Genomic DNA, 26,614 nt, shown 5'->3' on the forward strand with positions numbered 1-26,614 from the left:
CGTGATCAACAACCCCCAGGTCTACCCTGACCCTAACGCTGACCCTGACGGGGACGGCTTTCCCACCTGGCAGGAGGTATCCGTAGGCACCAACCCCTATGATCCTGCGTCCCATCCTCAACCTCGCCCTAACCCTGGCACTCGCACGGATACCGACGGGGATGGCTGGCCGGATGCGGACGAGATCGCCCAGGGCACGGATCCTCGGGACCCCAACAGCAAGCCCACTGGTATCCCCCCCTTGCAGGACACGGATGGGGACGGCGTCCCGGACGTGGAGGAGATCGCCAAGGGCACTGACCCTTATAACCCGGACGATAAGCCTCAGCAGGATGCGGATACATGGCCTGGCGGCCCTCCTCCCGGTGATCTGCGCCCTGTCGAGTTGCCCCAGCGGGAGGCTCTGGAGAAAAAGAATTTGCCTGAGCTCAAAGAAGAGATATGGCAGTCTTTCCAAGAGAACGTGACCCAGCGTTGGCAGGAAGCTCTTCAGGAGTTGCGGACAACGGCGGCCCAGCGGTTTCCCTTTGCCATTGTTTCATCCTTCCGCTTCCGTGTTGAGGGTGGCTCTGCCCCCTGCGCCTTTACGGTTCCCATAGGTCCGTATCAAGCCCAAATGGACATATGTTCTACCTCTATCTGGCAAGCTGCCACCGCTTTCCGCCCCATCCTGGGGGTGCTGGTCTGGATGAGCGCCGCTTTGCTCCTGATCCGGAGGGGCCTGGATGTCCAGAAGTGAAACCCCTCACAAAACCCTTGCGCTTTTTCCCCTTGCGCCCCTTAGTTGCTCCCTATCAGGGGCGGGGTGCCGTCAAGGGCGCAAGCCCCGGAGGGCCGCCCCCATCCCATCGCGCACGTTTACCGGACGGAAGGAGGACGGGGTTTGCATATGCGGTAGGGGGCGGCCCGGAGGGGTCCTCTGGACCCTTGACGGCGGGGTCCCCGCCCCCGGATACCCTGGCTTTGGGGGCGCAAGGGGAAAGCAGGGAAAGGGGAGGTGAGGTATGGGTGCCCTGATCTCTGGCCTTCTAGAACTCCTCCAGTGGCTGGCCGCCACCTTCGCCCGCCTGGGCGGGTGGCTCGTGGATACCGTCCAGCGGGTGGCCGCCTGGATCTGGGGTGTCCTGGATTACGCCCTCACGTGGCTCTGGAATGCTGCCGTTGACGTCATCATCTGGACCTTCAACGCCTTCTTCTGGGTTCTGGGCCACGTCCTGGAGTTGCCCATACTCGCCTTGACCCTTCTGGTCCGTATCCTCCCCCAAATGCCTAGTGATTGGGTCTTTGTTGATAACGTCCTCATCCCCGCTTTCAACGTGGCTAATCAGATACTCCCTATCTCTGAGGCTGTTTCTATTCTCAGCCTTTGGCTCTCCTTCTACAGCCTTATGGCCGTCTGGCGCATCATCACCTTCATTCGGGGAGGTCGCTAGTGATTGAGGCTTTCGTGGGCATCCCTGGTAGCGGCAAAAGCTACGCCCTCGTCCTCAAGGGCCTTGAGGCCCTTTCTGCTCCCTCTCCTCGCCCCGTTTACGCTAACTTCGGTTTCATCCGGGAAAACGTCTACCACTACCTCCGCCGTCGCAAAAAGCTTCCTCACCGGGAGGCCGTCCTCAGGACCGATCTCATCCGGGAGATACGGGACTACTCGGACCTCCTCAACGTCCATGATGGCGTTCTCCTCTTTGACGAGGCCCACATGTGGCTTCCCTCCAGACAGTTTGACCTTATCCCGGTGGAGGTCATTGCCTTCTGGTCCCAGCACCGCAAGGTGGGCGTGGATGTCTATCTAGCTACCCAGCGCTACGGGTCTGTGGACGCTATCGTCCGTGAGCTGGTGGCCTTCGTCTACTGGGCTCGTCCTGCTCCGTTCTGGCTCCGTGTTCTCCTCATCCCCTGGGCTCGGGGCCGCAAGGTCCTCCGCTACACGTCCATCATGGATGAGTCCCTGGGCATGATGCAGAAACAGGCCAAGGGCATCTTTGAGGGCGTGGCTAGGAACTCCGTGGTTATCCTGGACCCCTTGGCGGCCGCTTGCTATGACACCTACGCCATCTTCGAACCCCCCATTGTCCGGCTCCAAAGGGAACTGGACCCCAAGAAGCGGGCCATCTTCGACCGCATGGGCCTAGCCTGGGACGCTTCACGGGTCCGTGGCCGTAGGGATATGCCCCGTGCCGTGGATGGTGCCCCCTATCTCACCATGGAGGAACTAGCCCATGCCTACCGCCATGGCCTCAAGCCCCACGAACTCCTTCGCAAGAAGTGGGAGGAGTGGGTAAGCTCTTCTCATGACGAACCTGCTGGTTCTCCTGCGGTCCTTTCTTCTGAAGATACTTCGGATGCTCCGCTTGACTGGTCCCGTTTCGCCTGGGGTGGCTAGGTGCCCCAAATGTGGCATGCCTCATTCCTTGGCCCTCCAAGTAAAGCAAGGCAAGCGCTTTTGCCCTCACGTGGCTTACTTGGGGTGCCCCTATGACCCCCGCCGTGGCGTCTACCGCCAAAGGCGCTAGAATGCTTGCGGGGCGGGCTGAGTGGTCGAGGGCTATCCTGGCCCTTGTGGTCGTCTGGTAGACTGGCCCCATCCCCATAGGCGTCGTTGAGGTTGGCCCTTAGTGGTCGGGTGTAAGAGTGCCATAGGGGAGGCCCGCCCCGTATATGTATGCGCTTTTTCCTGCGAGGCCTTCCACCGATAAGCCTGGTTTTATGCACGATGAGCGCATTTGTAGGCGTTGACGTATCTGCAAGGTGGCTCGATGTTGCCCTTCCCTCTGGGGAAGTCCTCCGGGTGCCGAACCCTGAGGGTATCCCTTCCCTTCTCGAGGCTCTCCCTCCCGGTGCTTCCGTTGGCCTAGAGGCCACCAGTACCTACTACCGCCCTTTGGCCTACGCCCTCCACCAGGCAGGCTTCTGGGTCTACGTCCTCAACCCTCAGGCAGTCAAAGCCTATGCCCGGTCCCTCTTGCGTAGGGCCAAGACCGATAAGGCGGATGCTAGGCTCATCGCTCGCTTTCTTGCTGAGCGGCATGTGGACTTACCCCTTTACACCCCCTTGGAGGACTCCCTTGTCCTGCTCTCCCTTCTGGTTCGCTTTTCTGAGGCCCTAACCTCTGACCGGGTGGGTGCCCTCAACCGGCTTCATGCCTGGGAGTACGTTGTGCCCGGTGTATCGGGCATCCTGGGATATGTCCCCCGTACCCTCCGGGGGCTCCGGGAGGAGGTCATGCAGAAAGCCCTTGAGGTTGCCCAGGCTGACCCTGTGGTGTCCCGGTGGCTGGACTCTCTCACCACGCTTCCGGGTTTCGGTCACGTTCTCGCTCTGAAGGTTCTCGCCTACTCTGGCGATATGACCCGCTTCCGTTCGGCTCGGGCATATGCGGCCTTTACGGGTTTGACCCCCAGGATTTACCAGTCTGGGGACGCCCCGGAGAAGTCGGCCATCTCCAGGGTAGGCCCTTCCCGCCTCCGGTCTGCCTTTTACATGGCGGCCCTATCTGCATACCGCTTCGATGCTGAGCGTAGGGAGTGGGTGGATAGGATGGTAGCTAGAGGTAAACCAAAGAGACTTGCACTCACGGCTTTGGCGGCCCGTCTAGCACGTGCGGCGTGGGCTGTGTGCGTCAGGGGGGCTTGACAAATCGCCGTTGAGGTCTACCAGCGCCCTCAGGGCTTCCTCCAGATCAGGGCTTTTCATGAGGCTGGTGCCGATGAGCACGGCGTCGAAAAGCCCCTCCAAGGGTTTCAGCTCCTCCCGGCGGGAATAGCCCGACTCCGCCACCAAAACCCCGCCAAAGCCAGCCTCTCGGGCCAAGCGGCCAAGCCTTGGGGCCGCGGTGAGGTCTATCTGCAGGGTGGTGAGATTCCGGTTGTTGATGCCCACCATCTCCGCCCCCGCCTCGAGGGCCAGCTCCAGCTCCCTTTCCGTGTGCACCTCCACCAGGGCATCCAGGCCAAGGCGCCTCGCCTCCTCCAGGTAGACCCCGGTGAGTTCCCCCAAAACGGCCACGATAAGGAGAACCGCACTGGCCCCATAGGCCCTGGCCTCCTGGAGCATGAAGGGATCCACCACGAAGTCCTTGCGCAAGAGGGGGAGGTCCACCGCTTGGCGGACCCTAAGGAGGTCCTCGAGGCTGCCTCCAAAGTAATGGGGCTCAGTGAGGACGCTGAGGGCCCTGGCCCCGCCCCGCTGGTAGGCCTGGGCAGCTGCCGCGGGATCCAGCGCCCTTATGGCCCCTTCCGAGGGGCTTGACTTCTTCACCTCAGCGATCACGGAAAGCCCTGGCTGAAGCAGGGCCTCCCGGAAGGAGGGCACCGCCTCGGGAGCAGGGGGAAGGGGATAGGGAACCACCTCTTCCGCCCGCCTGCGGGCAATCTCCCCCAGAACGCCGGGAACCCTACTCAAGTGGGGGCGCATGCCCTCGTTATACCACGCCTTCATACGATGCCTTTTTACGTGTAGGGTAAGGATTGTGCGAGGGGTGGCCCTGGCCTTGGGAGGTGGCGGTGTGCGCGGGTACGCTCACCTGGGGGTGCTGGCGGTTTTGGAGGAGGCCGGAATACCCATCCGAGGCCTTGCGGGAAGCTCCGCCGGTGCCTTGGCAGCCGCCGCCTACGCCTTCGGCCACAAGGATCCCTGGAGGGTTCACGAGGCCATCTTTGACCGGGAGATCGCCGGGCTCCGCCAGGGGGGGAACCTCCGCACCCTGGCCAGGCTCTTCACCGCCTTCCGGCGCCCTCACCTTTTTGAAGCGGAAAGGATCGCCCTGGGGTTACAGCGCCTCTTCGGAGAGGCCCGCCTCGAGGCCAGCCCCATCCCCTTAGCCATCCAGGCGGCGGACCTCCTCACGGGGGAACGGATCGTCCTTCGCCAGGGACCAGCGTGGAAGGCGGTTCTCGCCAGCATGGCTATTCCTGGCCTTTTCCCTCCCGTGCCCTGGGAGGGAAGGCTTTTGGTGGATGGGGACGTGGCGGAAAAGGTGCCGGTGCGGGCAGCCAAGGAGCTTTTCCCCAAGGTGGTGGCGGTGGACGTGTCCAACCCTCCACCCAAGGAAGGGCCAAAAACGGCCCTGGAGGCAGCGCTTCTAGCCGGGGAGGCGAGCCGCAGGCGCCTTAAGGACCTTGCCCTGCAGGAGGCTGACCTGGTCATCGCCCTAAATCCTCCCATGGCCATCGGCACCTTCGACCACAAGGCCCTCCCCTTGGTCTACCAGCTCGGGCAGAAGCGGGCCAGGGAACACCTCGAGGGGATCAAAGCCCTTTCCCGGGTCCGCCTAAAGGATGTGGCCCGGGCCCTGAGGCTTTCCCAATAGAAACTACTTTCTGGCCAGCAAGGCCTGTTCCGAACGGTACCAAAGGTACAAAAACCCAAGGGCCCCCAGGAGAAAGAGCAGAAAACCCCCTGGCCAAAGGAGGAGGCCCATCACCCCCAAAAAGAAGAAAAGGGCTCCCCCCAAACCCACCACCCGCAAGGGTGTGAGGGGCTCCTCCCCTTCCCTCCGCCAGCTGGCCTCCGCCTGAAAAAGAAGCCATAAACCGCCTCCTAGGGCCAAGGCCCAAAGCAGGGAGTGGGACGCCCGGGGCAATACCCAGGCCAGAAGGAGGAGCACCCCTCCTTGAAGAACCAGGAGGAAACCCGCGTAAAGCCTAAGCCCACGAAGGCGCAGGGAAGAAGGAGCCTTCGGATCCAGGAGGGCCTCCAAAAGCCCCCAAAGACCTTCTTTGCGCTCGGGAGCAGGCATGGGCCTAGTGGTGCAGGACCCGTTGCAGGAAGGCCCGGGTCCTTTCCTCCTTGGGGGAAGAGAAGATCTCCTCCGGCCTCCCCTCCTCCACGATCTGACCCCCGTCCATGAAGATCACCCGGTCCGCCACCTCCCGGGCAAACCCCATCTCGTGGGTCACCACCAGCATGGTCATCCCTCCACGGGCCAGGTCCCGCATCACGTCCAACACCTCCCCCACCATCTCCGGATCCAAAGCGCTGGTGGGCTCGTCAAAAAGCATCACCTTGGGCTCCATGGCCAAAGCCCGGGCGATGGCCACCCGCTGCTGCTGGCCCCCGGATAGCTGCCCAGGGTACTTCCTCGCCTGGTCCAGGATCCCCACCCGCTCCAAAAGCTCCAAAGCCTTCCGCTCCGCCCTCTCCCGAGACCAGCCCCTCACCCGCATGGGGGCCAGGGTGATGTTCTCCAGCACCGTCATGTGGGGGAAGAGGTTGAACTGCTGAAAGACCATCCCCACCTCCCGCCGCACCTCCTTGAGGGCCCTTTCGTCTTTTACCCTGTGCCCGTCCACCACCACCTCGCCCTCCTGGAAGTCCTCCAGGCGGTTGATGCAGCGGATCAGGGTGCTCTTCCCCGAACCCGAGGGGCCGATGATCACCAGCTTCTCCCCAGGGGCCACCTCCAAGTGAATGCCCTTCAACACGTGCAATGAACCGAACCACTTGTGCAGGTTGTGGATACGGATGATGGGGTCCACCGCCTTCATTTTCGCACCCGTTGCATGGCGTAGACCAGGAGGAAAAGGGCCAGACCGAGGGCATCCGTAAGAAGGCCCGGTATCACCAAGGTGAGGGCCGCCGCCATGAGCAGGGCCCTCTCCAAAAGGGTGGTGCGCTTGTGCAGGAAGCCCACCAGGCTGGCGCTGAAGGCGGTCATGCCCAAAAGGGCAGAGAGGACGATCCAAGCCCCCTCCAGGACGCTATCCACCCCGAGGAGGAGGAGCTTGGGGCTGAAAAAGAACATGTAGGCGAGGAGGGCGGTGCGAAGCTCGTACACGAAGCCCTGAACCGCCGTCTTCCAAAAATCGGATCTGGCGATGGCGCTGGCCGCGTAGGCGGCCAAGGCCACCGGAGGCGTGGAGTCCGCCATGATGCCGAAGTAGAAGACGAACATGTGGGCGGCCACGGGCGGCACCGCGTAGCCCGCTTTCTCCGAAAGCTGAAGCACCACCGGCACCACCAAGGAGGCCATGACAATGTAGTTGGCGGTGGTGGGGAGGCCCATGCCGAGAAGGAGGCTGGTGAGCTGGGCCAGGATGAGAACCAGGATCAGATTCCCCCCCGATAAGCGTTCCACGACGTCCGTGAGGCCAAAGCCAATCCCGGTCATGGTGACGATGCCCACGATGACCCCCGCGGTGGCGGTAGCCAAGGCGATGCCCACCATGCCCCGAGCGCCCGCCTCGAGACCCTCCAGGATGAGCCTTCCCCCCCTAAGCAGGCCGAAGCCGAGCCCGGTTCTCGCCCGATAGGCCCGCCACACCTCCTGGACCAGGATGAGAACCAGCATGAGGAAGATGGTGTTCAAGGCTGCCCGCTCGGGGGTCAGGCGCAGGGCCACCAGGGCGTAGACCAGGTAGACCAGGGGAAGAAGGTAATGGAGGCCCGAGCGCAGAATAGGACCCACGGGGGGTAGCTCCGACCTGGGTACCCCCTTGAGGCCCAGCTGGAGGGCCTCGAGGTGCACGGTGATGAAGAGGGTGGCATAAGCCAGGAGGGCGGGGATGACCGCGATCAGAATGAGCTGGCTATAAGGGATGCCCAAGAACTCCGCCATGATGAAGGCCGCAGCCCCCATGACCGGAGGCATGAGCTGCCCGTTGGAGGAGGAGGCCACCTCCACTGCCCCAGCCTTCTCCGGCGGATACCCCACCCGCTTCATCAAGGGGATGGTGAAGGTGCCCGTGGTGACCACATTGGAAACGGAACTGCCCGAAACCACCCCCGTAAGGGCGCTGGCCACCACCGCCGCCTTGGCGGGCCCCCCGCGGAAGTGGCCCAACAGGGCGTAGGCCACCTGGATGAAGAAATGCCCCGCCCCAGCTTTTTCCAGAAGCGCGCCAAAGAGGACGAAGAGAAACACAAAGGTGGCAGAAACCCCCAAGGGTACCCCCCAGATGCCCTCGGCGGTGGTGTAGAGCTGCCCCATGAGCTGCCCCCACTGGCTGCCCGCATGGAGCTGGAGCCAGGAGGGAAGGGTAAAGGGTAGAAGCCCCTTGGGCCCGGTAAGGGCGTAGAGGACAAACACCGAGGCGATGATGGGCAGCGCAGGCCCCACCACCCGCCAGGCAGCCAGGAAGAGAACCAAAAGGGTCAGGGTCCCCATGAAGACATCCCGCTGGCTGGGGATACCCCCCCGGAGCTGGGTGATCCCGTAGTAATCCCAGACCACGTAAAGGGCCCCGACTACTCCCAAGAGGGCCATGCTCCAATCCAGGAGGGGGATACGCTCTCGCGGTCCCCGCCTCCCCGGGTAGGCCAAAAAGGCTAGAGCCAAAGCAAAGGCCAGGTGCACCGCCCTAAGCCGCATGGGGTCCAGGGTACCCAGCTCGGTGGCCCAAAGCTGAAAGAGGCTCCAAGCCACCCCCAGGCCGAAGAGCACATACCGGCCCGCTCCCTTGAGCCTTCGCCCCCCTAGCTCGGTTTCCTCCACCAAAAGCGAGGCGTCCTTCTCCATGCTTCCTCCAGGCAAAGGGGGCCCCAGGCGGGGCCCCCTGGGCTCAGCCAAGAGCCTACTTGAGGACTCCTACCTCCTTGTAGAACCGCTCCGCACCAGGGTGCAAGGGAATGGGCAGGCCCTTCACCGCCTTCTGCAGGCTGAAGAAACGCTCCAGGTTGGGGTGGATCTTCTTGAAGGCCTCCTGGTTGCCGAACACCGCCTTCATGAACTTGTACACGGTATCGGCGGACAGCTTCTCCGAGGCAATCAACATGGCCTGCACCGCCACCGTGGGCGTGGTGACCTCCACTCCCTTGTAGGTGCTCCCAGGGATGTTGAAGCCCACGTAGAAGGGGTACTTCTTGGCGATGGCCTGGACCTTGCCCAGGTCCACCGCCACCAAGGTGATGGGCGTGGTGAGGGCCAGTTGCTGGATGGCGCTAGCCCCTAGGCCCACCGTGTAGAAGAGGGCATCCGCCCGCTTATCCTGCATGAGCTGGATGCCCTGGGTGGCGCTCACCCGGATGGCCTGGCCCAGGTCCTCAAAACGGAGGTTGTAGGCCTCGAGGATCTGCCTCGCGTTCTGCTCCGTCCCCGAGCCCACATCGCCCACCACCACCCGCTTACCCTTGAGGTCCGCCACGGTGCGGATGCCCGCATCGGCCCGGGCCACGATATGGATGACCTCAGGGTAAAGGGCCGCCAAAGCGCGGATGCCCTTCACGGGCTTCCCATCAAAGGCAGCGATGCAACATCCCTGATAGGCGTAGTAGGCGATGTCGTTTTGCGCTAAGGCCAACTCGAACTCCCCGGCAGCGATGGCGTTAATGTTGGCCACGCTGCCCCCGGTGGAGCGGGCGTTGGCCCGAATGCCCACGTTGGCATCGTTCACCAGCTTGGCCATACCCGTGGCCACGGGAAAGTAGACCCCCGTGGTGGCCCCCGAGCCGATGGTGACGAACTCCTGGGCTAGGCTCAAGCCCAGGAAGGCGATCCCTGCCAATAACGTATTCCTTAGCCGCATAACCTTACACCTCCTTTATGCCGCAGGCAGTATACCCGTAGCCCCTTCCCCTCCACAAGCCCTACCTCCCCGCCACCTGGAGCCTCTGCTCCAAAAGGTTTGTGAAGAAGGTGAGCACGGTGGTCAGGAGGAGGTAAATGGCCGCCACCGCCAGGTAGACCTCCACCGGCCGGAAGGTGGCCGAAATGATGCGTTGCCCGGAAAGGGCCAGCTCGGTAAGGGCGATGACGCTGGCCAGGGAAGAATCCTTGAGAAGGGCCACCACGTTGTTGACCAAGGGAGGTACCACGATGCGCAGGGCCTGGGGCAGGACCACGAAGCGCATGGTGTCCGCCGGGGAAAGCCCAAGAGACCAGGCGGCCTCCCACTGCCCCTTGGGAATGGCCTGGATCCCGGCCCGGACCACCTCGGCGTTGTACGCCCCCACGTTGAAGGAAAGGGCGATGAAGGCCGCCCAGTAGGGGGTGAGAACCTGCTGGGCCTCGGGCCAGAGGGGCTGAAGCAGGAGGGGCAAGGCATTGTAGGCGAAGAGGATCTGCACCAAAAGGGGCGTGCCACGGGTAACCCAGATGTAAAAGCTGGCGGGAAGCCGCACCCACAAACGCCGGGAAAGGCGGAACATCCCGGCGAACACCCCGATGACCAGCCCCGCCAGGCCGGAGATCAAGGTGAGCTTTAAGGTGATCTCCGCACCCAAGGCCATGGCCTGGCCCGCGGAAGCCGCCCGGTCAGGTCCAAAGCCGGTGAGGAGGAAGTAGCGCTCCAGCACCGCACCCAAAAGGGCGAACAGGCCGAAATACCCCCCAAGGAGGAGGGCCAGGAGCAAAAAGACCCGCAACCAAGATGGCATCTTCACGGCAGGAAAAGGGCCCAGGGCAACCCCCTCACCCCGGGCCCGGGGTTAGCTTACTTACAGCGCACGTCCTCGCCGAACCACTTCTTGCTGATCTGGGCGTAGGTACCGTCCTTCATCAGGTCGGCCAGGGCCTGGTTAAGAGCCTGGAGCACGCTCTTATTGCCCTTGGCCACGGCCATGGCCACCCTTTCCTGGAAGACCAACTCTCCCAGCTGGAGGGTATTCTCCAGCTTCCGCTCCTTGATGGCCTCCTTGGCCACGAAGCGGTCCGTAATCCACGCGTCCAGGCGGCCCGAAAGGAGGTCCTGAAGAGCATCGGGATCCTTCTGGTAGGTGCGGACCTGCTTGATGCCGGGAATCTTCTGAGCAGCTTCCATGTAGGTGGTGCCGATCTGCACCCCCACCACCTTGCCCTGAAGTTCCTTAGCCGTCTTGGGGCCTCCCTTCTTGCTCACGATGATGCCGCCCGTGCAGTAGTGGGGGTTGGTGAAGTCCACGGCCTTGGCCCGCTCCTCGGTGATGCCGTGGGAGGCGATCACGAAGTCAAACCGGCCCTGGTTCAGCTGGATGAGAAGGCTGTCAAAGGCTTGGGTGATCCACACGGGCTTCAGCCCCAGCTTTTTAGCGATGGCGTTGCCCAGGTCGATCTCAAACCCCGTGAGCTGGTTCTTCTCGTCGAAGTAGTTAAAGGGCGGGAAGGCCCCCTCCGTACCGATACGGATCTCCCCAGAGCGCTTGATCTGTTCCCAGGTGCGCACCTGAGCGAAGGCCACGGTCAACCCCAAAGCCACAAGCAAAAACAGGATCCTCCTCATGCTCATCCTCCCTGGTGCACGGGCCGATTATACCGGGTGCGCCCAAGGGGTCAAGGGAAGGGGGTGGTATCAGGCCCAACGCACCCAGACTACCCTCCCGGTGACGGGGTGCTTGAGGGCTAGGCGCACCCCGTAGGCGTAGCTCCCCGGGCGGGGGGGGCGGTAGAGCGCCTCGTACCCCTCCGGTCCCCCCTCCATGGGCACCACCTCGAGGTGGCTGCCCGCCCGGCGCACCACCAGCTGCACCTCCAGAAAAGGCCGTAGGGCCTCAGGCACCTCCCCCTGCACGTGGGCCCGCACCCGCATGGGGGTGCCGTTCAGGGTGAGGTCCCCCGGAACCTGCGCCCGCAGGCCCAGGCGCTCCAGGGCGGGAAGGGCCTGGTGGAACTGGGCGAGGAGGGCGTGTTGCCCTTGGGCCACCGCCGCCCAGTGCGCCCCCCGCTCGTAGCGCTCCAGGTACTCCCGCACCATGCGGGCAGCGCTGAAGTGGGGACCCACGGTGCGCAGGCTTTCGTGGACCATGGAAAGCCACCCCGAGGAGTAACCCTCGGGACCCTTGGCGTAGAAAAGGGGTAGCACCTCCCCCTCCAGCACGTCGTAAAGAGCCTGGGCATCGGCCATATCCTGGGCCTCCTCGCTCTCGTAGACCCGTTCATCGCCGATGGCAAAACCGTTCTTTCCGTTGTAGGCCTCAGCCCACCAACCGTCCAGGACGCTCAGGTTCAAGACGCCGTTCAAAGCCGCCTTCATCCCGCTGGTGCCCGAGGCCTCCATGGGCCTCCGGGGAGTGTTGAGCCAGACATCGCTGCCGTGGACCAAAACCCGGGCCAGGTACATGTCGTAGTCCTCCAGGACCACCATGCGCTCCTCGAGGCCGTACTCCTTGATCTTGGCAAAGAGCTCCTGGAGATAGGCCTTGCCGGGCTCGTCCTTGGGATGGGCCTTGCCCGCAAAGACAAACTGCACGGGATAGGGCCCCTGGAGGATGCGGAGGAGGCGCTCGGGATCCTTGAACAGCAACACGGCCCGCTTGTAGGTGGCGAAGCGACGGGCAAAGCCAATGGTGAGGGCCTCCGGGTCCAGGACGCGCTCCGCCTGGCGGAGGCGGCTGGGGCTTTCCCCATTCCTGCGGCGTTGTTCGTAAACCCGAGCGCGCACCTCCCGCACCAGCTCGGCCCGGAGGTCCTTGTGGATGCGCCAGAACTCCTCTCCCAGACCCTCCACCTTCCAGGTGGCGGGGTCCTCGGGCCGCTTCAGCCACTCGGGGCCGAAGACCTCGGCGTAGTGGCGGCGAAGCCTAGGATGGAGGAAGGTCCAGGTGTGGACCCCGTTGGTGACGTGGCCGATGGGCACCTCTTCCTGAAGAAGCTCCGGCCAGAGGTGGTGGAACATCTGCCGGGAAACCTCCCCGTGGAGGCGGGAAACCCCCCCGGCCTGGGCGCTGGTCCTGAGGGCCAGGTTGGACATGGAGAACACCTTGCCCCAGGGCTTCTCCTCGAGGCCCAGGGCGAAAAAGGCCTCCCTGTCCACCCCCAGCCTCTCCCAGAAGCCAAAGAGGTATCGTTCCACAAGCTCCAGGGGGAAGGCGTCGTGCCCTGCGGGCACCGGGGTGTGGGTGGTGAAAAGGGCCCCGGCGCGGGCCAGCTCCAGGGCCACCGGGAAGGCATGCCCCTCGGCCACCAGCTCCCGCACCCTCTCCAGGCCCAAAAAGGCCGAGTGCCCTTCGTTCATGTGGAAGACCTGGGGGTTAAGCCCTAAAGCCCGTAGCAGCCTGATTCCCCCGATCCCCAAGACCATCTCCTGCTGGATGCGCGTCTCCAGGCCGGGAGCGTAAAGCCTGGCGGTGATGGCCCGGTCCTCTGGAAGGTTTTCCGGGAGATCGGCGGTGAGGAGGTATACGGACACGGCGCCCACCTGCACCCGGAAGGCCCCAAGCCAGACCGTGCGCCCCGGGAACTCCACCCCCACCCTAAGGGGGCGGCCCTCCCGGTCCTGGACGGGCAGAAGGGGCAGCTCTTCCGGATGCAAAGCCTCGTACACCTCCACCTGGGCCCCATCGGGGGTAAGGCGCTGGTGGAAGTAGCCCTCGTGGTAAAAGATCCCCACCCCCACCAGGTTCAAACCCAAATCGCTGGCCGCCTTGATGTGATCCCCGGCCAGCACCCCTAGCCCACCCGCGTAGATGGGCAGGGAGCTATGGAAGCCGTACTCCGCGGAAAAGTACGCCGTGAGGGGTCCCCTCTTCGCCTCCCGCTCCTTGAGGTAAGCCTCCAAGGCCGCCACCACCGCCTGGACCCGGGCGGGATAGGTGCCCTCCGCCAGGCCCTCGAGGCGGGCGGGGTCCACCTCCAGGAGCAACCTGACCGGGTTGCCGCGGAAACGCTTCCAAAGCGAGGAATCTATCTCCTGGAAAAGCTCTGCCGCCTCCGGATTCCAACTCCACCAAAGGTTATAGGCCAGCTTCCTCAAACCCCTAAGGGCCTCGGGAAGCTCGGGCATGGCGGTAAGACGCCCCAGCACCTTCATGGGGTGGATTATACCCTTCACCGAAGCCGCCGCCAGAGCTCTGGGCTGAAAAGGAGGACCACGGGAAGGATCTCTATCCGCCCCGCCCACATCTGGAAGATGAGGACGACCTTGGAAACAGGATGGAGTTCCGCATAGGAACCCATGGGGCCCACCGTCCCAAGCCCCGGCCCGATGTTGCCGATGGCCTGGGCGCTGGCGGTAAAGGCCTCCACAAAGCTCCCCTCCAAAAGCGCCAGGGTCAGGGTACCGAAGCCAAAAAGAAGGGTGTAAAGAAAGATGAAGACGGAAACCTGCCGCAAGGCCTCCTCGGAGACCACCCGGTGTCCCAAGCGCAGGGGAAGGACCGCCCTGGGGTGGAGGGTGCGGGTGATCTCCCGCCTTAGAAGCCCGAAAAGCAGAAGCCAGCGCACCACCTTGATGCCCCCCGCCCCCGAGCCCGCGCTTCCCCCCACGAACATGAGGAGCACCAGGATGGCCTGGGCGGGCACCACCCACTGAGCGAAGTTCACGCTGGCGAAACCCGTGGTGGTCACGATGGAGATCACCTGGAAAAACGCATGGCGGAGGCTGGCCTCGAGGCTATACAGGTGGTGGGTGTAGAGGTAAAGGGAAAGCAGTAAACCCGCAAGGAGCACCAGCAGGGCATAGGCCCGGAACTCCGCATCCCTGAAGAGGGGTTTGACCTCCCGTCCGAAGAACAGCCGGTACTGCAGGAGGAAGTTCACCCCCGCCAGGAACATGAAGAAGCTTCCCAGCCACTGGGCCAGGAGGGGGTAGGCGGCAAAGCTTTGCGGGTTCGGGCTGAACCCTCCCGCCGGGATGGTGGTGAGGGCGTTGGCCAAGGCCTCAAAGACGGGTATGCCCGCCCACCAGTAGGCCAGGAAGGCCAAAGCGGTCAGGGTCAGGTACACCCGCAAGACCGCCTGGGCGGTATGCCGCAACCTGGGGGTAAGCCTTTCCTTCTCCACCCCTGTGCTCTCGGCGAAAAAGGCCTGGCGGCCCGCTACCTGAAGCTGGGGAAAGACCACCAGGAAAAGCACCACGATGCCGATACCCCCCATCCACTGGGTGAAACTTCTCCAGAGAAAAAGGCTCTTGCCAAACTGCCCGAAATCCGAAAGCACCGTGGCCCCGGTGGTGGTAAAGCCGGAAACCGCCTCAAAAAGAGCGTCCAGGTAGTTCAGCCCCCCCGAGATCCAGTAGGGTATGGCCCCCAAGGCGGGCACCAAAAGCCAAAGCAGGGCCACGGCGGCGAAGACCTCGGCCCGGTGCGGCTGGGCCTCCGCATGCCCCACCCCCTGCAGGGCCTTGCCCAACCCCACCCCCATCACCGCCCCCAGGAGAAACCCCCGGGCGTCCTCCTTAAAGCCCAGGGCCAAGAGGGCGAAGGCCAGCATGAGAAGGCCAAAGCCCTGGTAGGTAAGGCCCAGGAGGTAGAGGCTGGAGCGAAACCCCTGCCTAGCCGACGACACGGGCCACGGCTTCATCCGCCACCTCCCGGGCCACCACCAAAAAGAGCCGGTCGTTGGGCAGGGCCTCGAGGTCCTCACGGTAGAGCATCACCCGATGGTCCCGCTCCAGGGCCACCGGGGCCACCTGGGGCGTGGCCAGGGTGCTCAGGTACCGGGGTCTGAAGCTCTCTGGAAGCTCCACCTCCAGGAGCTCGATGTTCTCGTCCATGGTGGACACGTGCTCCACGTTCTCGGGCCCCAAGTAGTCCAAGACCGCCCGCACCGCCGCCTGGCGGGGAGTGAGGGGCAGGTCTATGCCCACCTGCTCAAAGAGCCTGCGGGTTTCCGAGCGGGACACCCGGGTGATTACCTTCCCCACCCCAAGCTGCTTGGCCAGGAGGGAGGCGAGGAGGTTCTTCTCGTCGTTATCCGTTACCGCCACCACCGCATCGGCTTCCTGCAATCCCTCCGCCTCCAGAAGCTCCAGATCGGTACCATCCCCTTGGATGATGAGGGCACCGGGAAGCTCCTGGGAAAGCCACTCGCACCGCTCGCGGCTGGGCTCGATGATCACCACCTCGAGGCGCCGTCTTAGAAGCTCCTGGGCCACCATGAAGCCCACATTGCCCCCGCCGATGACCATCACCCTGCGCACGCCCCGCCCCGTGGCAAAGCAGGCCTCCAGCTCAGGGAAAGCCTTTAAGGTGGTAACGAAGAGGATCTTGTCCCCGGGCTCCAGGATGACCTCCGGATACCCCGGGTGGGCAAAGCTCCAGAAGGCCCCGTCCCGCACCACCCCCACCACCAGGACGCCCTCCGGCCAGGGGAGCTCGGATAGAAGCCGGTGGGCGTAGGGCCCCCCCTCCTTCACCCGGTACTCCACGAAGCGGAGCCGCCCCTCCGCCAGCACCTCGGTGTCCACGGCCCCAGGAACCAGGATCACCTCCACGATCTCCCTGGCCATGGCCCTCTGGGGCCAGAGGACCTTGTCGATGCGGGTACCCAGAATCTCGGCGGTGCGGGGATCGGTGAGCACCTCCATGTACCCCCCCTTGCCCACAAAGCACAGGGTTTCCTTGGCCCCAAGGCCCTTGGCCAGAAGGGAGGCCAGCAGGTTCACCTCGTCGGAATCGGTGCTGGCAATGAAGAGATCCGCTCGGTCCACCCCGGCCTCCCGAAGGGCGTCGGGGTCCGTGGCCCCACCCAACACCACCTTCACGTCCAGATGGGCAAAGCGCTCCTTGGCCTGGGGGTTGCGGTCCAACACCACCACCTCGTGGGCCTTTTCCAGGGTGCGGGCCAGCTCCCCGCCCACCTCCCCGCCCCCGGCGATGACGATGTACATACCGCTCCTATCCTAAGCCTGGACCCCGTAAAGGTCGTAGGTATCCGCCCGGGTTATCCGGACCCGAATCCTCTCCCCCACCCGGGCCGTGCCGTCGGTCTCCACGTAGACCACCCCGTCTATCCCCGGGGAATCCCGATAGCTCCGGCCCACGGCCAAGCCGGGCTCCGGGAGCTCGTCCACCAGGACCTCGAGGGTCTTACCCACGAAGCCTTGGTTCTTTCGCAGGCTGATCCCCGCCTGCACCTCCATGAGCCTGGCCTTCCGTTCCTCCTTGACCTCCTCGGGGACGTGACCCGGAAGGGCGTTGGCCTCAGCCCCCTCCACGGGGGAATAGGTGAAGACCCCCACCCGGTCCAGCTCTGCCTCCTGCAAAAAGTCCAGGAGGATCTGGAAGTCCTCTTCGGTTTCCCCCGGGAAACCCACGATGAAGGTGGAACGGATGGCGAGCTCTGGGACCACCTCCCGCCAGACCTTGAGGGTCTTCAGGTGGCTTTGGTACCCCCCAGGACGGCGCATGAGACGGAGGATTCTTTCGGAAGCGTGTTGCAAGGGCACATCCAGATAGGGAAGCACCTTGCCCTCGGCCATGAGGGGAAGAAGCTCCCGCACGTGGGGGTAGGGGTAGACGTAGTGAAGCCGTATCCAGGCTCCAAGCTCCGCCATATGGGAAAGAAGTTCCTTAAGCTCCGCCCTCACCAGGCGGTCGCCCCAGAAGCTTTCCCGGTGGTGGAGGTCTACCCCGTAAGCGGAGAGGTCCTGGGCGATGAGGAGGAGTTCCCGGGTGCCCGTGGCCACCAGCCGGGCGGCCTCCGCCAGGACCTCCCCGGCCTCGCGGGAGCGCAAGCCTCCCCTCAGCTTGGGGATGATGCAGAAGCTACAGCGGTGGTCGCATCCCTCGGAAAGCTTCACGTAGGCGTAGTGCCGGGGGGTGAGCTTCACCTGGGGCGGGATGAGGTCCAAAAGGGGGTTGCGGGGTGCGGGCAGCACCTCCTGCACCGCCTCCAAGACCCGCTCTACCTCCCCCGGGCCGGTGACTTCCAGCACATTGGGGTACCTTTCCCGGATCACCTCGGGCCTGGCCCCCAGGCATCCCGTCACCACCACCTTGCCGTTTTCCCGCAAGGCCTCCCCGATGGCCTCGAGGCTCTCCTCTATGGCCGGGGTGATGAAGCCGCAGGTGTTCACCACCACCAGCTCCGCCTCCTCATAGGTGGGACTGGTCTCGTAACCCAGGGCTTTCAGCCGGGAAAGGATCTGTTCCGAATCCACCAGGGCCTTGGGGCAGCCCAGGCTCACAAAGCCGATCTTCGCCATAGACCTCCAGGAGCCCAACCAGCCCGAAGAGGCATCTTCGGGGCTCCAAGGGACCAGTATAGCCCCCTTCCCAGCCTCCTGCGCTGGGGCATCAGGGTGCCTCGAAGCGGCGGGTAAGGGGCTTCCCTGACTCCCCCAAGGGCCCCAGGTCCTTGCCGTCCAGAAAAACCCGCACCGCCCCGGGATTCCCCGAGCGCACCTCCACCGGTAGGTCAAAGGTGAGCTCCGCCCCCACCTCGGGGATGCCCTCGTATAGGCGCTTCCCCCCCTGGGTGACCCTGAGCCAGCTCCGGCCCTCGAGGCGAAGCACCAGCTTCCCCGGGGCAATCTGCGGCTGGGGATTGGAAGAGGAGGGCTCAGGGGAAGGCTTGGGAACCAGGCGGTACCTCAAGGAGAGGTCCCGGTCCAGGTTCACCTCCTCCTCCACCGGCTCGTACCCGGGTAGCTCCAACCTAAGAAGGCGCCTGCCTCCTTCCAGGGGTGGCGAGGCCAAGGGCGTCTGGCCCAGGTAGAAGCCATCCAGGTACACCCGGGCCCCCGGGGGCTCGCTCACCACCCGAAGCCCATAGCGCTCCGGCGGCTTGGGTGGGGGCTCGGGCGGCAGGGTCACCGTCCGCACCGGCGCCGGGCGCAAGACCAGGTAAGCCCCGTACCCCAAGGCCCCCAAGAGGATCAAAACCAGCAGTATAGGCCAGGGGAAGGAGCGGCGGGAGACCGGCGGGGGGGGAGGTGAGAAGGCGGGGGCCAAAGGGTAGAGGGCCAGAAGGGGCTCGGGATCCAGCCCCAAGAGGAGGGCGTAGCGCCGGAGGTAGCCCCGGGCCAGGGCCGGCTCGGGGAGCTCCTCAAAACGGCACGCCTCGAGGGCCTCCAGCACCTTGGCCTTCAGGGCCAACCGCGCCGCCGCCTCCTTAAGGGAAAGCCCCTTCTCCTCCCGGGCCCGCCTCAGCCTTTCCCCCAGTTCGCACACAAGGCTATTCTAGCCCGGCCAAGGCCAGGGCCACCCGGGCCGCCAGGCGGGCGTTTTCCAGGAGAAGCCTCTCGTTAACCCGGTCGGTCTCCCCTTGGGAAAGCTTGGAAAGGCGCCTTAAGAGGTAAGGCGTAAGGGCCTTGCCAAAAATCCCCTCCCTGGCCGCTTGGTGGTTGGCTTCCTCCACCCAAAGGGCCACCTCCTCGTAAGGCAGGCCCTGGGAAACGGGGTTCACCAGGAGGACCGCTCCCAGGCCCAGCTCCCGGGCCTTGCGGAGGACGAGGGCGGCCTCGAGGGGGGTTTCCACCCGGGCGGGCACGGGAAAGGGGGAGGAGGGAGAAAAGAAGGCGGGCAAGCGGTCCGTGCGGTAGCCCACCACGGAAACCCCCAGGGTTTCCAAGCGCTCCAGGGTAGCCCTCAGGTCCAGGATGGCCTTGGGCCCCGAGGAAACCACCAGGATGGGAGTGCGGGCCAGGGCCAGAAGATCGGCGCTCTCGTCAAAAGGCTCGGGATGCACCCCCCCGATCCCCCCGGTGGCGAAGACCGCTATCCCGTGGCGGTGGGCCAGGTGGACCGTGGCCGCCACCGTGGTTCCAGCGCTCCTCTTCTGGACCATAAGGGCAGGCAGGTTCCATAGGCTGGCCTTTTCCACGCCCCCTTGAGCCAAGGCCTCCATCTCCTCTTGGGAAAGGCCGAGGCGCACCTCTCCCTGCACGAGGGCGAGGGTCTTGGGAGTGGCCCCCTCAGCCCGCACCGCTTCCTCCAGGGCCTTAGCGGTGCGCAGGTTCAGGGGGTAGGGCAACCCGTGGGTGAGGAGAGCGGACTCCAGGGCCACCAACGCTTCCGCCATGGGGGAAGAATACCACGCCTCACACTTCCGGCCACACCAAGACCTCCTCCCCCACCTGGAGCCCGTGGAAAAGAAGCAGCTCCGGCGCAAGGCGGATCTCCACCCCAAGACCCTCCGCGCCCTCCACCGGAAGGAGTAGCTCCTTCTGGGCCTTCACCCTTACCCGCTGAAAGGGGCCGTAATGTCCCCGCCAAGCGGAAAGGAGCAAGGCCTCCACCTGCGCCCCCTGGCGCCCCAGGGCTATCCGAAGCCGAGCCGTGCGCGGCACCCGGGGAAACACCTCCACCAGGCGCAACCGGGCCAGGTGGCCCAGGCGCCTCAGAACCTCTCCCAAGGGCAGGGTGAGCCGGGAGGCCAGGTCCAAGGGGCTTTGGCCACTTCCCACGGCCAAAAGGAGGGAAAGCTCCACGGGGTCCAGGGTGCCTTGGACCGCCTGGGCCCGGGACCCAAGCCGAACCAGGTCAAAAAGACCCACCTCCACCCGCTCATCCAGAAGGCGGATGGCCTGCAAGAGGTAAACCTCTAGGGGCCCTTCCAAAGAGCCTAAGGGAGGGCGCACGGAAAGCAGAAAGCGAAAGCGCCCCTCCTTCAACGCCAGCACCTCCAGCAAGGCCTCCCGCCCCACCTTCTCCCCAAACACCGCGTGGACAGGCCGGCCCTGCTCCAGGTACACCTCCCCCCTCCCGCCCTCCGCCTCCACGGCGAAAACCCCCGTCTTTCCCCCCTGGGCCAGGAGCTGCAGCCAGTCAATGGGACCTAAGAGGCGGAAATCGCCTTCCATAGGGAACCGAGGTAGCCCTTGCCGAAGAAGTGGACATGGGCCAGGAGGTAGTAAACCTGGTACCGGGGCAGGGCCTCCTCCACCTCCTCCGGAATGGGGTAAAGAGCCCGGTAAGCCTGCCAGAAAGCCTGGGGAAACCCTCCGAAGAGGCGCATCATGGCCAAATCCACCCCCCGTTCCCCCACGAAAAAGGAAGGGTCCAGCAGGGCCGGTCCCTCCGGGGTAAAGCGGACGTTGCCGTGCCAAAGATCCCCGTGCAGGGGTGCAGGGCCCTCGGCGGGTAGAGGCCTTTGAAAGAGAGCTTCCACCCTGGGTCCAAGGCCCTCGAGGCGGTCCCAGGTGGCCTGCAAAAGGGGCTCTATGCACCGCAAAAAGAAGAACTCCGTCCAGTCGCTCCCCTCTCCACCAGGCAAGGGAAAGGTGCCTAAAAACTCTGCCTCCGCCCAATACGAGGCCTCGCGCTGCCGGTGTAGCTCCACCAGCATGCGGGCCAAGCCTTCCCAATCAGCGGGTCCTTCCGGTAAATACTCCAGGACTAGCCCCTCCTCCGCCGCAAAGAACACCCGGGGCACCCGCACCCCCCGCTCGGCCAGGGCCCTAAGCCCCCGGGCTTCCGCGGGGAAGAGGCCTGGAGGAGGGTTGGGCGCCAGTTTCACCACGTAGGCCCCCAGGCGGTACACCCGGGAAATATCCCCGCCGTAAAGGGGCTGAGGCACACCCTTGGCCTCAAGCCCCGCCCGTTCAAGGAGTTTCCCGGGGTCCATCCTCCCCCAAAAGCTGGTCCAGGAAAGCCCTGGCGGCAGCCTCCACCATCCAGTAAACCTCCTGGCAGTCCGCAAGGTCCCCATGGTACGGGTCCGGCACCTCTCCCCCGCTCAGGTAGTCCAGGAAAAGGCGCACCTTTCCCCTGGCCTCGGGGAAGCGCCTTTGCACCTCCGCCAGGTTCTCCCGGTCCATCACCAGGATGTGGTCGTAACGCCGGGCATCCTCTCGGGTCATTTGCCGGGCCACATGGGGGAAGTAGGCCCCCTCCCGCTCCAGCACCTTGCGGGCCCTGGGATCCATGGGCTCCCCGGTGTGCCAGGCCCCCGTGCCGGCGGAATCCACCTCAAACCGGGCCTCGAGGCCCCGCTCCCGGATGAGCTTGCGGAAAGCCCCTTCCGCCAGGGGACTTCGGCAGATATTCCCCAGGCAGACGAAGAGCACCCCTAAAGGGCGATCCATGCCTACCATGATAAGCGGGTCCTCAGTAAGGAACCTCCGCCACCACCTCCGTACCCTTTCCCGGCTCTGAACGCACCTGGAAACGCCCACCCCGGGCCTCTACCCGTTCCCGCATCTGGGTGAGGCCGAACCCGCCTAAACCCTGAGCCTCGGCGTTTTGGAACCCCTTCCCGTTGTCCCGGACCACGAGCCTGGCCCCTCGTTCCCCCAAGGGAAGGAGTTCCACCTCCACCCGGGTGGGCTTACCGTGCTTGGCAGCATTGGTGAGGGCCTCCTGCAAAACCCGGAAAAGAACCAGCTCGCTGGCCTGGGAAAGCCCCACCCCCTCCGGCAGGGAAAGCTGCACCCGAAAGCCCGCCTGCTCGGCAAAGGCCTGGGCGTAGCGGCGCACCGATTCCAGGAAGCCGTAGCGCTCCAGGTCAATGGGTCTTAGGGCAAAGATGCTCCGGCGCACCTCCCGGATCTGCGCCCTAAGGGTTTCCTTCACCTCGTTCAAGGCCTTTAAGGCGGTTTCCTGATCCTTGGAAAGGAGCCTTTCCGCCAAATCCAGCTTCAAGGCCATGAAGGCCAGGCTCTGGGCGATGCCGTCGTGGATCTCCCGGGCAATGCGGGTGCGCTCCTCGTTGATGGCGAGCTCCTCCGCCCGGAGGTAGGCCTGGGCGTTGCGCACCGCCAAGGCCACCTGGGAGGCCAGGAAGGAGAGGAAAGGGATGCGCCGGGAAAGGCCCTTGCCCTTGAGAACCAGCACCCCCACCGTCTCCCGGGCCTTTAAGGGCAGGGCCAAGGTTTCCTCGTCCACGAACACCGGCCCCTCGAGGCTCCCCTTCCAAACCCCATCCGGCAGGAAAGGATGGGAGGGTAGAACCAGGTTCCGCACCACCCGGGGCACCAGGAACCCTTCCTCGTCCAGCAGGAGAACCCCGCCCCCTTCCGCCTCCGCCCAGGCCTGGATCCGCTCCAGAAGCCCTTCCAGGAGGCGGTCCAGGTTGGCTTCGGCCTTGAGGGCCTGGTCCACCTCAAAGAGGGTCAGGCGGTCCCGGCTCCGGGCCACCACGGATTGCAAGGCCCCCGCCACCTCGTGGGCCAGCACCTCCAAAAACACCCTTTCCGGCTCCGGAGGGCAGGCCTCCAGGTGCCCCTTCAAACCCGGAAGCTCCACCCGCACCCCCCCGCATTCCTCCCCAGCATGCACCCCCTCGGCCTCGAGGGCCACGGGGTACCCCAAGGTCTCCCCCAAAGCCCGGGCGATGCGGGAGACCGCCTCCTCGAGGTTCTCGCTCTCCAAGGCCTCGCGGAACACCCGCCCTGCCGCCAAAAGGCGGCGGTTCGCCTCCTCCAAGGCCCTTTCCGCCCGCACCTTTTCCAAGGTCTCCTGGGCGATCCACTCCAGCACCGCATAGGTGACCAGAGGGCCCACCAGGCCGTAAAAGCCGAGCCGTAGCCAGAGGAGGCTATCCACGTGCCGGTAGGGCAGCAGGGCCAGCTCAAAGACCACCACCACCGCGGCGATCAGCGGTGGCAACAACCCCTGGGCCAGGCGTACCAGTCGGTACAGGCTGTGGCTAGCCATCCTTTCCCTTCGTACCCTCCTTTTTCAGGGGGGAGGCTATCGCATACCGGCTTTGGTGCAGAAGCCCCCTGAGAAGCTGCACCTCCCCCGGGGAAAGCCGGGCCTTGTGGAAGATGCGGCGCAGGCGGCGCATGGCGTAGGGGTGGCGATGGGGGTCGGTGAACCCGATCTCCAGCACATACCGCCCCAAGTCGGCGAAGAATCCCTCCAGAGCCGCCACATCCGCCAGTTCCTCCTTGGATACCGTACTGCCCTGCTGCAACCAGGCCTGGTAAAGCTCGTAGGCGAAGACCACCACCGCCTGGGCCAGGTTCAAGGAAGGCTGCTCGGGAGCGGTGGGGATGGTGCCGATGAGGTGGGCCAGGTCCAGCTCCTCGTTGGTGAGGCCAAAGGTTTCCCGGCCAAAGACCAGGGCAACCTCTCCCCTTACGGAAAGCACGTGGGCCGGCACCTCGCGGGCCGTCACCACCGGGGCCGGGTACAGCTCCCGGGGTCTTCCCGTGGTGGCCACCACGAAGCTCACCCCCTCGAGGGCCTCCCCGAGGCCTCCCACCGCCACCGCCCGGTCCAGCACCTCCTCAGCATGCACCGCCAGCCAGTAGGCCTCCCGGGCCCATGGAGGTCCCACCCGGGGCGAGGGATTCACCAGGTAAAGCCGCGAAAGGCCAAAGTTCCGCATGGCCCGGGCCACCGCCCCCACGTTCATGGGCTCCTGGGGTTCCACCAAGACGATGCGCGTGCGTTCCAGCACAGCCTCCTCCTCGAGGTCCTCACTGCCCGGGTGGGGGGGTAGGGGAAGCCTCCTCGTTAGAACCCGGGGGGTAGTCCGTAGGCCCCACCCCAACCGGAGGGGCTTCCTGAGGAAGCCCAATTCCATCCGAGGGTGGAGCCTGCAGAGGAAGCACGGGTACCTTCCCCTGGGGGAACCAGACCTTTACCCCTTCCTGGGAAGGCTGCCCCGAGAGGAGATCCATTCCCACCTGCACCAGGCCCGCAGGCGGGGGGAAGTCCCCGCCAGGGCGCCCCCTCAGGGCCCCCGCCACAAACTCCCGCCAGATGGGGGGGTTGACCACGGAGCTGGAAGGCTCCCTCCCTCCCATGCGCAAGGGCTTGTTGTCGTCCCGGCCCACCCAGACCACCGCGGAAAGCCCGCGGGTCACCCCGGCAAACCAAAGGTCCCGGGCATCGTTGGTGGTGCCGGTCTTTCCCCCACCACCCGCCCGGGGATGCGGGCCCCTTTGGCCAGGCCCTTCTCCCCCAGGTCGTAGACATAGCCCTTCAGGAGGTCCCACCCCTGGTAGGCCACCTGGGGATCAAAGAGCCGCCTCCGTTCCGGAAGAGCCTGGTAGAGCACCTGCCCCTGGGCATCCTCCACCCGCTTCACGTAGAGGGGAGTAACCCGGTAGCCCCCGTTGGCGAAGGCGGCATAGGCCGCCGCCAGGTCCACCGGGGTGATGGAGGCGCCCCCGATGGCGATGGCCAAGGTGGGATACTTTACCGCAAAACCCGCCTGGGAAAGCTTTCTCGCCACCTTCTCCACCCCTACGGCCTGAGCGGTGTAGATGGCGGGCAGGTTGAGGGAGAGGTCCAGGGCATAACGCACGGTGATCTCCCGGTTGAGGAAGGTTCCGGAAAAGTTTTTGGGCCGCCAAACCCCTCCCTTCTGGCTGGGATCGGGAAACTCCAGGGGGCGGTCGGGAACCAAGGTGGCCTGGGTCCAGCCCTCCTCCAAGGCGGTGGCGTAGACGAAGGGTTTGACCGCACTCCCGGGGTTGCGCAGGGCCCGGATGGCCCGGTTGTACTCATCCCCCTCCCGTCTAATCCCCCCACCAGGGCCAGCACCTCCCCCGTTTCCGGGTCCAGGCCCACGATGGCCAGCTCCGCCCCCTCCGGTAGCCTGGCTCCCTTGGCCGCAGCCTCCGCCGCCCGCTGCATGGCGGGGTCCAAGGTGGTGTACACCTTAAGCCCTCCCTCGCCGTAGACCTTTTCCTTCCCGAAGCGGGCCTCGAGGAAGCGGCGCACCTCGAGGACGAAATGGGGGGCCATCCGGTAGTCCAGCTGCCTGAGGATGCGGGCCTCGGGATCTATCAGCCTAGCCTCCTGGAGGTTCCCCTCCCCGTCGTAGCGCACCTCCCACCCCTTGGGGGCAAGGGGCTCCCGCCAGGCAGCCTCGGCCACCTCCGGACTCACCCAGCCCTCGGCCACCATCTGGTCCAGAAGCAGGCGCATCCGCTCCCGCACCCCCTTCAGGTCCTGGTACCGGGCGTTGGGAGCCGGGATCAGGGAGGCCAGGTAGAGGCCTTCCGCCAGGGTCAAGGCGGCAGGGTCCTTACCGAAATAGGCCTCCGCCGCCCCCTTGATGCCCACGGCATTGCCTCCCCAGGGCACCACATTCAGGTACATCTCCAGGATCTCCTCCTTGGTGTAGCGCCTCTCCAGCTCCAGGGCCAAGGCCCACTCCTTAAACTTGCGCTCCAGGGAACGGGCCTGGGCCAGCTCCTTGAGGAGGGTGTTTTTGATCACCTGGGTGGTGATGGTGCTCCCCCCTGAAGATCCCCCCGCAGAATGGCGTAGAGGGCCCCAACAAGGCGCACGAAATCCACCCCGTAATGCTGAAAGTACCGACGGTCCTCCGAAAAAACCACCGCCGCCACCGCCGCCGGGGAAACCTCAGAAAGCCGCACCAGGCTCCGGTGGATGGCCCTTCCCTCCTCCACGCTGGCGATCTGGGCCAAGGGGGTGCCGTCCCGGGCGTAGAGGGTGGAGGTGGCAGTGAGGCGCAGCCGATCAAACTGGGAGAGGTCGGGAAGCTGGCGGGTGTAGGCGTACGCCAGATACCCCAGGGCCAGCCCCGCGCCCGCAAGAAGTCCGGCCAGGGACAGGAGGAGGAAGCGGAGCACCCGCACGGCCCTCAGTTTACATGGGCCTACCCCAAACCCAAAAAGCGAAAGAGCTTGTCCCGGGTGAGGGGTTTTTCTAGGGCCTTCACCCGCACCACCTCGGCGGTGGTCCGGTGCTTCTCAGAAGGCTCTATGAGCACCGCCAAGGGCACCTCCTTAAGCCGGCGCACATGCCGGATGCGCGCGGCCACGGCAAAGGGATCCACGTCCAGATCCTGGTCCAAAAGCACATACCTGGGCGTATGGTCCAACAGCCAAAAGAGGCCTTCCCGGGCTAGGTCAAAGTGGCGGACGGGGATGCCCCGCTCGGAAAGCACCAAGTCCACATAAGCCCGCAGGGCATCGTTGCGGCTTAATAGGAGAAGCCCCGGATAATCCGTCGCCACGGGGCCAGTTTATCTAAGGGTTGCGAAAAGGATGTGAAAAAAATTGGCTGGGGCGCGTGGACTCGAACCACGACCGGCGGATCCAAAGTCCGCTGTCCTGCCATTAGACGACGCCCCAGCGCACAAGGTGCCTGCCCTAACGGGCAAAGCCACCCAGATTG

At 64.8% G+C, this 26,614-nt stretch carries 24 protein-coding genes, 1 tRNA gene and 2 pseudogenes; 6 read left to right on the forward strand and 21 right to left on the reverse strand.

Features of this window, described 5'->3' with window-relative positions:
- Nucleotide 1: 1 nt before the first annotated feature.
- The 5 genes and pseudogenes from EBI04_RS13940 to EBI04_RS04180 all read left to right on the forward strand — a co-directional run.
- Nucleotides 2-184, forward strand: a pseudogene (locus EBI04_RS13940) (hypothetical protein); the annotation flags it as partial.
- A 90-nt stretch (nucleotides 185-274) separates the two neighbouring features.
- On the forward strand, nucleotides 275-739 hold the full coding sequence (locus EBI04_RS04165) for a hypothetical protein (protein ID WP_135256205.1): 465 nt from the start codon (nucleotides 275-277) through the stop codon (nucleotides 737-739).
- Between the two features lie 265 nt (nucleotides 740-1,004).
- Nucleotides 1,005-1,433: a hypothetical protein gene (locus tag EBI04_RS04170; protein WP_135256207.1), complete on the forward strand. Its 429-nt coding sequence runs from the start codon at nucleotides 1,005-1,007 to the stop codon at nucleotides 1,431-1,433.
- A complete protein-coding gene (locus tag EBI04_RS04175) occupies nucleotides 1,433-2,383 on the forward strand; it encodes a zonular occludens toxin domain-containing protein (RefSeq protein WP_135256208.1) in 951 nt (316 codons plus the stop codon). Before EBI04_RS04170 ends, EBI04_RS04175 begins: the two co-directional genes overlap by 1 nt.
- Nucleotides 2,384-2,662: 279 nt before the next feature.
- Complete coding sequence (locus tag EBI04_RS04180; protein WP_240695372.1) at nucleotides 2,663-3,634, forward strand: IS110 family RNA-guided transposase; 972 nt, start codon at nucleotides 2,663-2,665, stop codon at nucleotides 3,632-3,634.
- Here EBI04_RS04180 and trpC read toward each other — a convergent pair.
- Nucleotides 3,593-4,414, reverse strand: coding sequence for an indole-3-glycerol phosphate synthase TrpC (trpC, locus tag EBI04_RS04185; RefSeq protein WP_135257865.1), 822 nt, complete (start codon nucleotides 4,412-4,414; stop codon nucleotides 3,593-3,595). The two genes, EBI04_RS04180 and trpC, sit on opposite strands and share 42 nt — an antisense overlap.
- Nucleotides 4,415-4,469: 55 nt before the next feature.
- Between trpC and EBI04_RS04190 the strand changes: the two genes are divergently transcribed.
- Nucleotides 4,470-5,309 (forward strand): patatin-like phospholipase family protein, encoded by an 840-nt coding sequence (locus EBI04_RS04190; protein ID WP_135256210.1) that lies wholly within the window; start codon nucleotides 4,470-4,472, stop codon nucleotides 5,307-5,309.
- A gap of 3 nt (nucleotides 5,310-5,312) precedes the next feature.
- On the opposite strand, the gene EBI04_RS04195 is transcribed toward EBI04_RS04190, so the two are convergent.
- The 20 genes and pseudogenes from EBI04_RS04195 to EBI04_RS04290 form a co-directional block, all read right to left on the reverse strand.
- A complete protein-coding gene (locus tag EBI04_RS04195; protein WP_135256212.1) occupies nucleotides 5,313-5,738 on the reverse strand; it encodes a hypothetical protein in 426 nt (141 codons plus the stop codon).
- Between the two features lie 4 nt (nucleotides 5,739-5,742).
- A complete protein-coding gene (locus tag EBI04_RS04200) occupies nucleotides 5,743-6,486 on the reverse strand; it encodes an amino acid ABC transporter ATP-binding protein (RefSeq protein ID WP_167481873.1) in 744 nt (247 codons plus the stop codon).
- Entirely contained in the window at nucleotides 6,483-8,456 is a 1,974-nt protein-coding gene (locus tag EBI04_RS04205) for a TRAP transporter permease (protein WP_135256214.1), read from the reverse strand. The genes EBI04_RS04200 and EBI04_RS04205 overlap by 4 nt, the downstream gene beginning before the upstream one ends.
- 55 nt (nucleotides 8,457-8,511) lie before the next feature.
- Nucleotides 8,512-9,462, reverse strand: coding sequence for a TAXI family TRAP transporter solute-binding subunit (locus EBI04_RS04210; protein ID WP_135256216.1), 951 nt, complete (start codon nucleotides 9,460-9,462; stop codon nucleotides 8,512-8,514).
- Between the two features lie 61 nt (nucleotides 9,463-9,523).
- Nucleotides 9,524-10,312 carry an amino acid ABC transporter permease gene (locus EBI04_RS04215; protein ID WP_135256217.1) on the reverse strand — a complete coding sequence of 263 codons (789 nt, stop codon included), beginning with the start codon at nucleotides 10,310-10,312 and terminating at the stop codon, nucleotides 9,524-9,526.
- A 56-nt stretch (nucleotides 10,313-10,368) separates the two neighbouring features.
- Entirely contained in the window at nucleotides 10,369-11,133 is a 765-nt protein-coding gene (locus EBI04_RS04220) for an ABC transporter substrate-binding protein (protein ID WP_135256219.1), read from the reverse strand.
- Nucleotides 11,134-11,202: 69 nt separating this feature from the next.
- On the reverse strand, nucleotides 11,203-13,659 hold the full coding sequence (gene glgP, locus EBI04_RS04225; RefSeq protein WP_135256221.1) for an alpha-glucan family phosphorylase: 2,457 nt from the start codon (nucleotides 13,657-13,659) through the stop codon (nucleotides 11,203-11,205).
- Nucleotides 13,660-13,676: 17 nt separating this feature from the next.
- Entirely contained in the window at nucleotides 13,677-15,149 is a 1,473-nt protein-coding gene (locus tag EBI04_RS04230) for a TrkH family potassium uptake protein (protein WP_135256223.1), read from the reverse strand.
- Nucleotides 15,121-16,458: a Trk system potassium transporter TrkA gene (gene trkA / locus EBI04_RS04235; protein WP_135256225.1), complete on the reverse strand. Its 1,338-nt coding sequence runs from the start codon at nucleotides 16,456-16,458 to the stop codon at nucleotides 15,121-15,123. Before trkA ends, EBI04_RS04230 begins: the two co-directional genes overlap by 29 nt.
- Before the next feature lie 12 nt (nucleotides 16,459-16,470).
- A complete protein-coding gene (gene rimO / locus EBI04_RS04240) occupies nucleotides 16,471-17,775 on the reverse strand; it encodes a 30S ribosomal protein S12 methylthiotransferase RimO (protein ID WP_135256227.1) in 1,305 nt (434 codons plus the stop codon).
- A 91-nt stretch (nucleotides 17,776-17,866) separates the two neighbouring features.
- On the reverse strand, nucleotides 17,867-18,742 hold the full coding sequence (locus tag EBI04_RS04245) for a RodZ domain-containing protein (RefSeq protein ID WP_135256229.1): 876 nt from the start codon (nucleotides 18,740-18,742) through the stop codon (nucleotides 17,867-17,869).
- Between the two features lie 4 nt (nucleotides 18,743-18,746).
- A complete protein-coding gene (locus EBI04_RS04250) occupies nucleotides 18,747-19,592 on the reverse strand; it encodes a pseudouridine-5'-phosphate glycosidase (RefSeq protein ID WP_135256231.1) in 846 nt (281 codons plus the stop codon).
- 19 nt (nucleotides 19,593-19,611) lie between these two features.
- On the reverse strand, nucleotides 19,612-20,373 hold the full coding sequence (locus tag EBI04_RS04255) for a DUF4388 domain-containing protein (protein WP_135256233.1): 762 nt from the start codon (nucleotides 20,371-20,373) through the stop codon (nucleotides 19,612-19,614).
- Nucleotides 20,349-21,137, reverse strand: coding sequence for a fructosamine kinase family protein (locus tag EBI04_RS04260; protein WP_135256235.1), 789 nt, complete (start codon nucleotides 21,135-21,137; stop codon nucleotides 20,349-20,351). Before EBI04_RS04260 ends, EBI04_RS04255 begins: the two co-directional genes overlap by 25 nt.
- Nucleotides 21,115-21,597 (reverse strand): low molecular weight protein-tyrosine-phosphatase, encoded by a 483-nt coding sequence (locus EBI04_RS04265; RefSeq protein ID WP_135256236.1) that lies wholly within the window; start codon nucleotides 21,595-21,597, stop codon nucleotides 21,115-21,117. Before EBI04_RS04265 ends, EBI04_RS04260 begins: the two co-directional genes overlap by 23 nt.
- Nucleotides 21,598-21,619: 22 nt before the next feature.
- On the reverse strand, nucleotides 21,620-23,167 hold the full coding sequence (locus EBI04_RS04270; protein WP_135256238.1) for a sensor histidine kinase: 1,548 nt from the start codon (nucleotides 23,165-23,167) through the stop codon (nucleotides 21,620-21,622).
- Nucleotides 23,160-23,915, reverse strand: coding sequence for an RNA methyltransferase (locus EBI04_RS04275; RefSeq protein WP_135257867.1), 756 nt, complete (start codon nucleotides 23,913-23,915; stop codon nucleotides 23,160-23,162). The genes EBI04_RS04270 and EBI04_RS04275 overlap by 8 nt, the downstream gene beginning before the upstream one ends.
- Before the next feature lie 22 nt (nucleotides 23,916-23,937).
- Nucleotides 23,938-26,073, reverse strand: a pseudogene (locus EBI04_RS04280) (transglycosylase domain-containing protein).
- 20 nt (nucleotides 26,074-26,093) lie between these two features.
- Complete coding sequence (locus EBI04_RS04285; RefSeq protein ID WP_135256240.1) at nucleotides 26,094-26,453, reverse strand: response regulator; 360 nt, start codon at nucleotides 26,451-26,453, stop codon at nucleotides 26,094-26,096.
- A 44-nt stretch (nucleotides 26,454-26,497) separates the two neighbouring features.
- A tRNA-Gln gene (locus EBI04_RS04290) sits at nucleotides 26,498-26,571 on the reverse strand.
- Between the last annotated feature and the right edge of the window lie 43 nt (nucleotides 26,572-26,614).

The organism is Thermus caldilimi (assembly GCF_004684245.1).
Taxonomy (GTDB): Bacteria; Deinococcota; Deinococci; order Deinococcales; family Thermaceae; genus Thermus; species Thermus caldilimi.

Bases quoted from the DNA above. Each gene is read 5' to 3' on its own strand.
- EBI04_RS04260 (WP_135256235.1), bottom strand. From the start codon at position 21,137: ATGGACCCCGGGAAACTCCTTGAACGGGCGGGGCTTGAGGCCAAGGGT.
- glgP (WP_135256221.1), bottom strand. From the start codon at position 13,659: ATGAAGGTGCTGGGGCGTCTTACCGCCATGCCCGAGCTTCCCGAGGCC.
- EBI04_RS04200 (WP_167481873.1), bottom strand. From the start codon at position 6,486: ATGAAGGCGGTGGACCCCATCATCCGTATCCACAACCTGCACAAGTGG.
- trkA (WP_135256225.1), bottom strand. From the start codon at position 16,458: ATGTACATCGTCATCGCCGGGGGCGGGGAGGTGGGCGGGGAGCTGGCC.
- EBI04_RS04195 (WP_135256212.1), bottom strand. From the start codon at position 5,738: ATGCCTGCTCCCGAGCGCAAAGAAGGTCTTTGGGGGCTTTTGGAGGCC.
- EBI04_RS04170 (WP_135256207.1), top strand. From the start codon at position 1,005: ATGGGTGCCCTGATCTCTGGCCTTCTAGAACTCCTCCAGTGGCTGGCC.
- trpC (WP_135257865.1), bottom strand. From the start codon at position 4,414: ATGCGCCCCCACTTGAGTAGGGTTCCCGGCGTTCTGGGGGAGATTGCC.
- EBI04_RS04180 (WP_240695372.1), top strand. From the start codon at position 2,663: ATGCGCTTTTTCCTGCGAGGCCTTCCACCGATAAGCCTGGTTTTATGC.
- EBI04_RS04255 (WP_135256233.1), bottom strand. From the start codon at position 20,373: ATGGAAGGCGATTTCCGCCTCTTAGGTCCCATTGACTGGCTGCAGCTC.
- EBI04_RS04230 (WP_135256223.1), bottom strand. From the start codon at position 15,149: ATGAAGCCGTGGCCCGTGTCGTCGGCTAGGCAGGGGTTTCGCTCCAGC.
- EBI04_RS04210 (WP_135256216.1), bottom strand. From the start codon at position 9,462: ATGCGGCTAAGGAATACGTTATTGGCAGGGATCGCCTTCCTGGGCTTG.
- EBI04_RS04250 (WP_135256231.1), bottom strand. From the start codon at position 19,592: ATGGCGGAAGCGTTGGTGGCCCTGGAGTCCGCTCTCCTCACCCACGGG.
- EBI04_RS04215 (WP_135256217.1), bottom strand. From the start codon at position 10,312: ATGCCATCTTGGTTGCGGGTCTTTTTGCTCCTGGCCCTCCTCCTTGGG.
- rimO (WP_135256227.1), bottom strand. From the start codon at position 17,775: ATGGCGAAGATCGGCTTTGTGAGCCTGGGCTGCCCCAAGGCCCTGGTG.
- EBI04_RS04265 (WP_135256236.1), bottom strand. From the start codon at position 21,597: ATGGATCGCCCTTTAGGGGTGCTCTTCGTCTGCCTGGGGAATATCTGC.
- EBI04_RS04220 (WP_135256219.1), bottom strand. From the start codon at position 11,133: ATGAGGAGGATCCTGTTTTTGCTTGTGGCTTTGGGGTTGACCGTGGCC.
- EBI04_RS04205 (WP_135256214.1), bottom strand. From the start codon at position 8,456: ATGGAGAAGGACGCCTCGCTTTTGGTGGAGGAAACCGAGCTAGGGGGG.
- EBI04_RS04270 (WP_135256238.1), bottom strand. From the start codon at position 23,167: ATGGCTAGCCACAGCCTGTACCGACTGGTACGCCTGGCCCAGGGGTTG.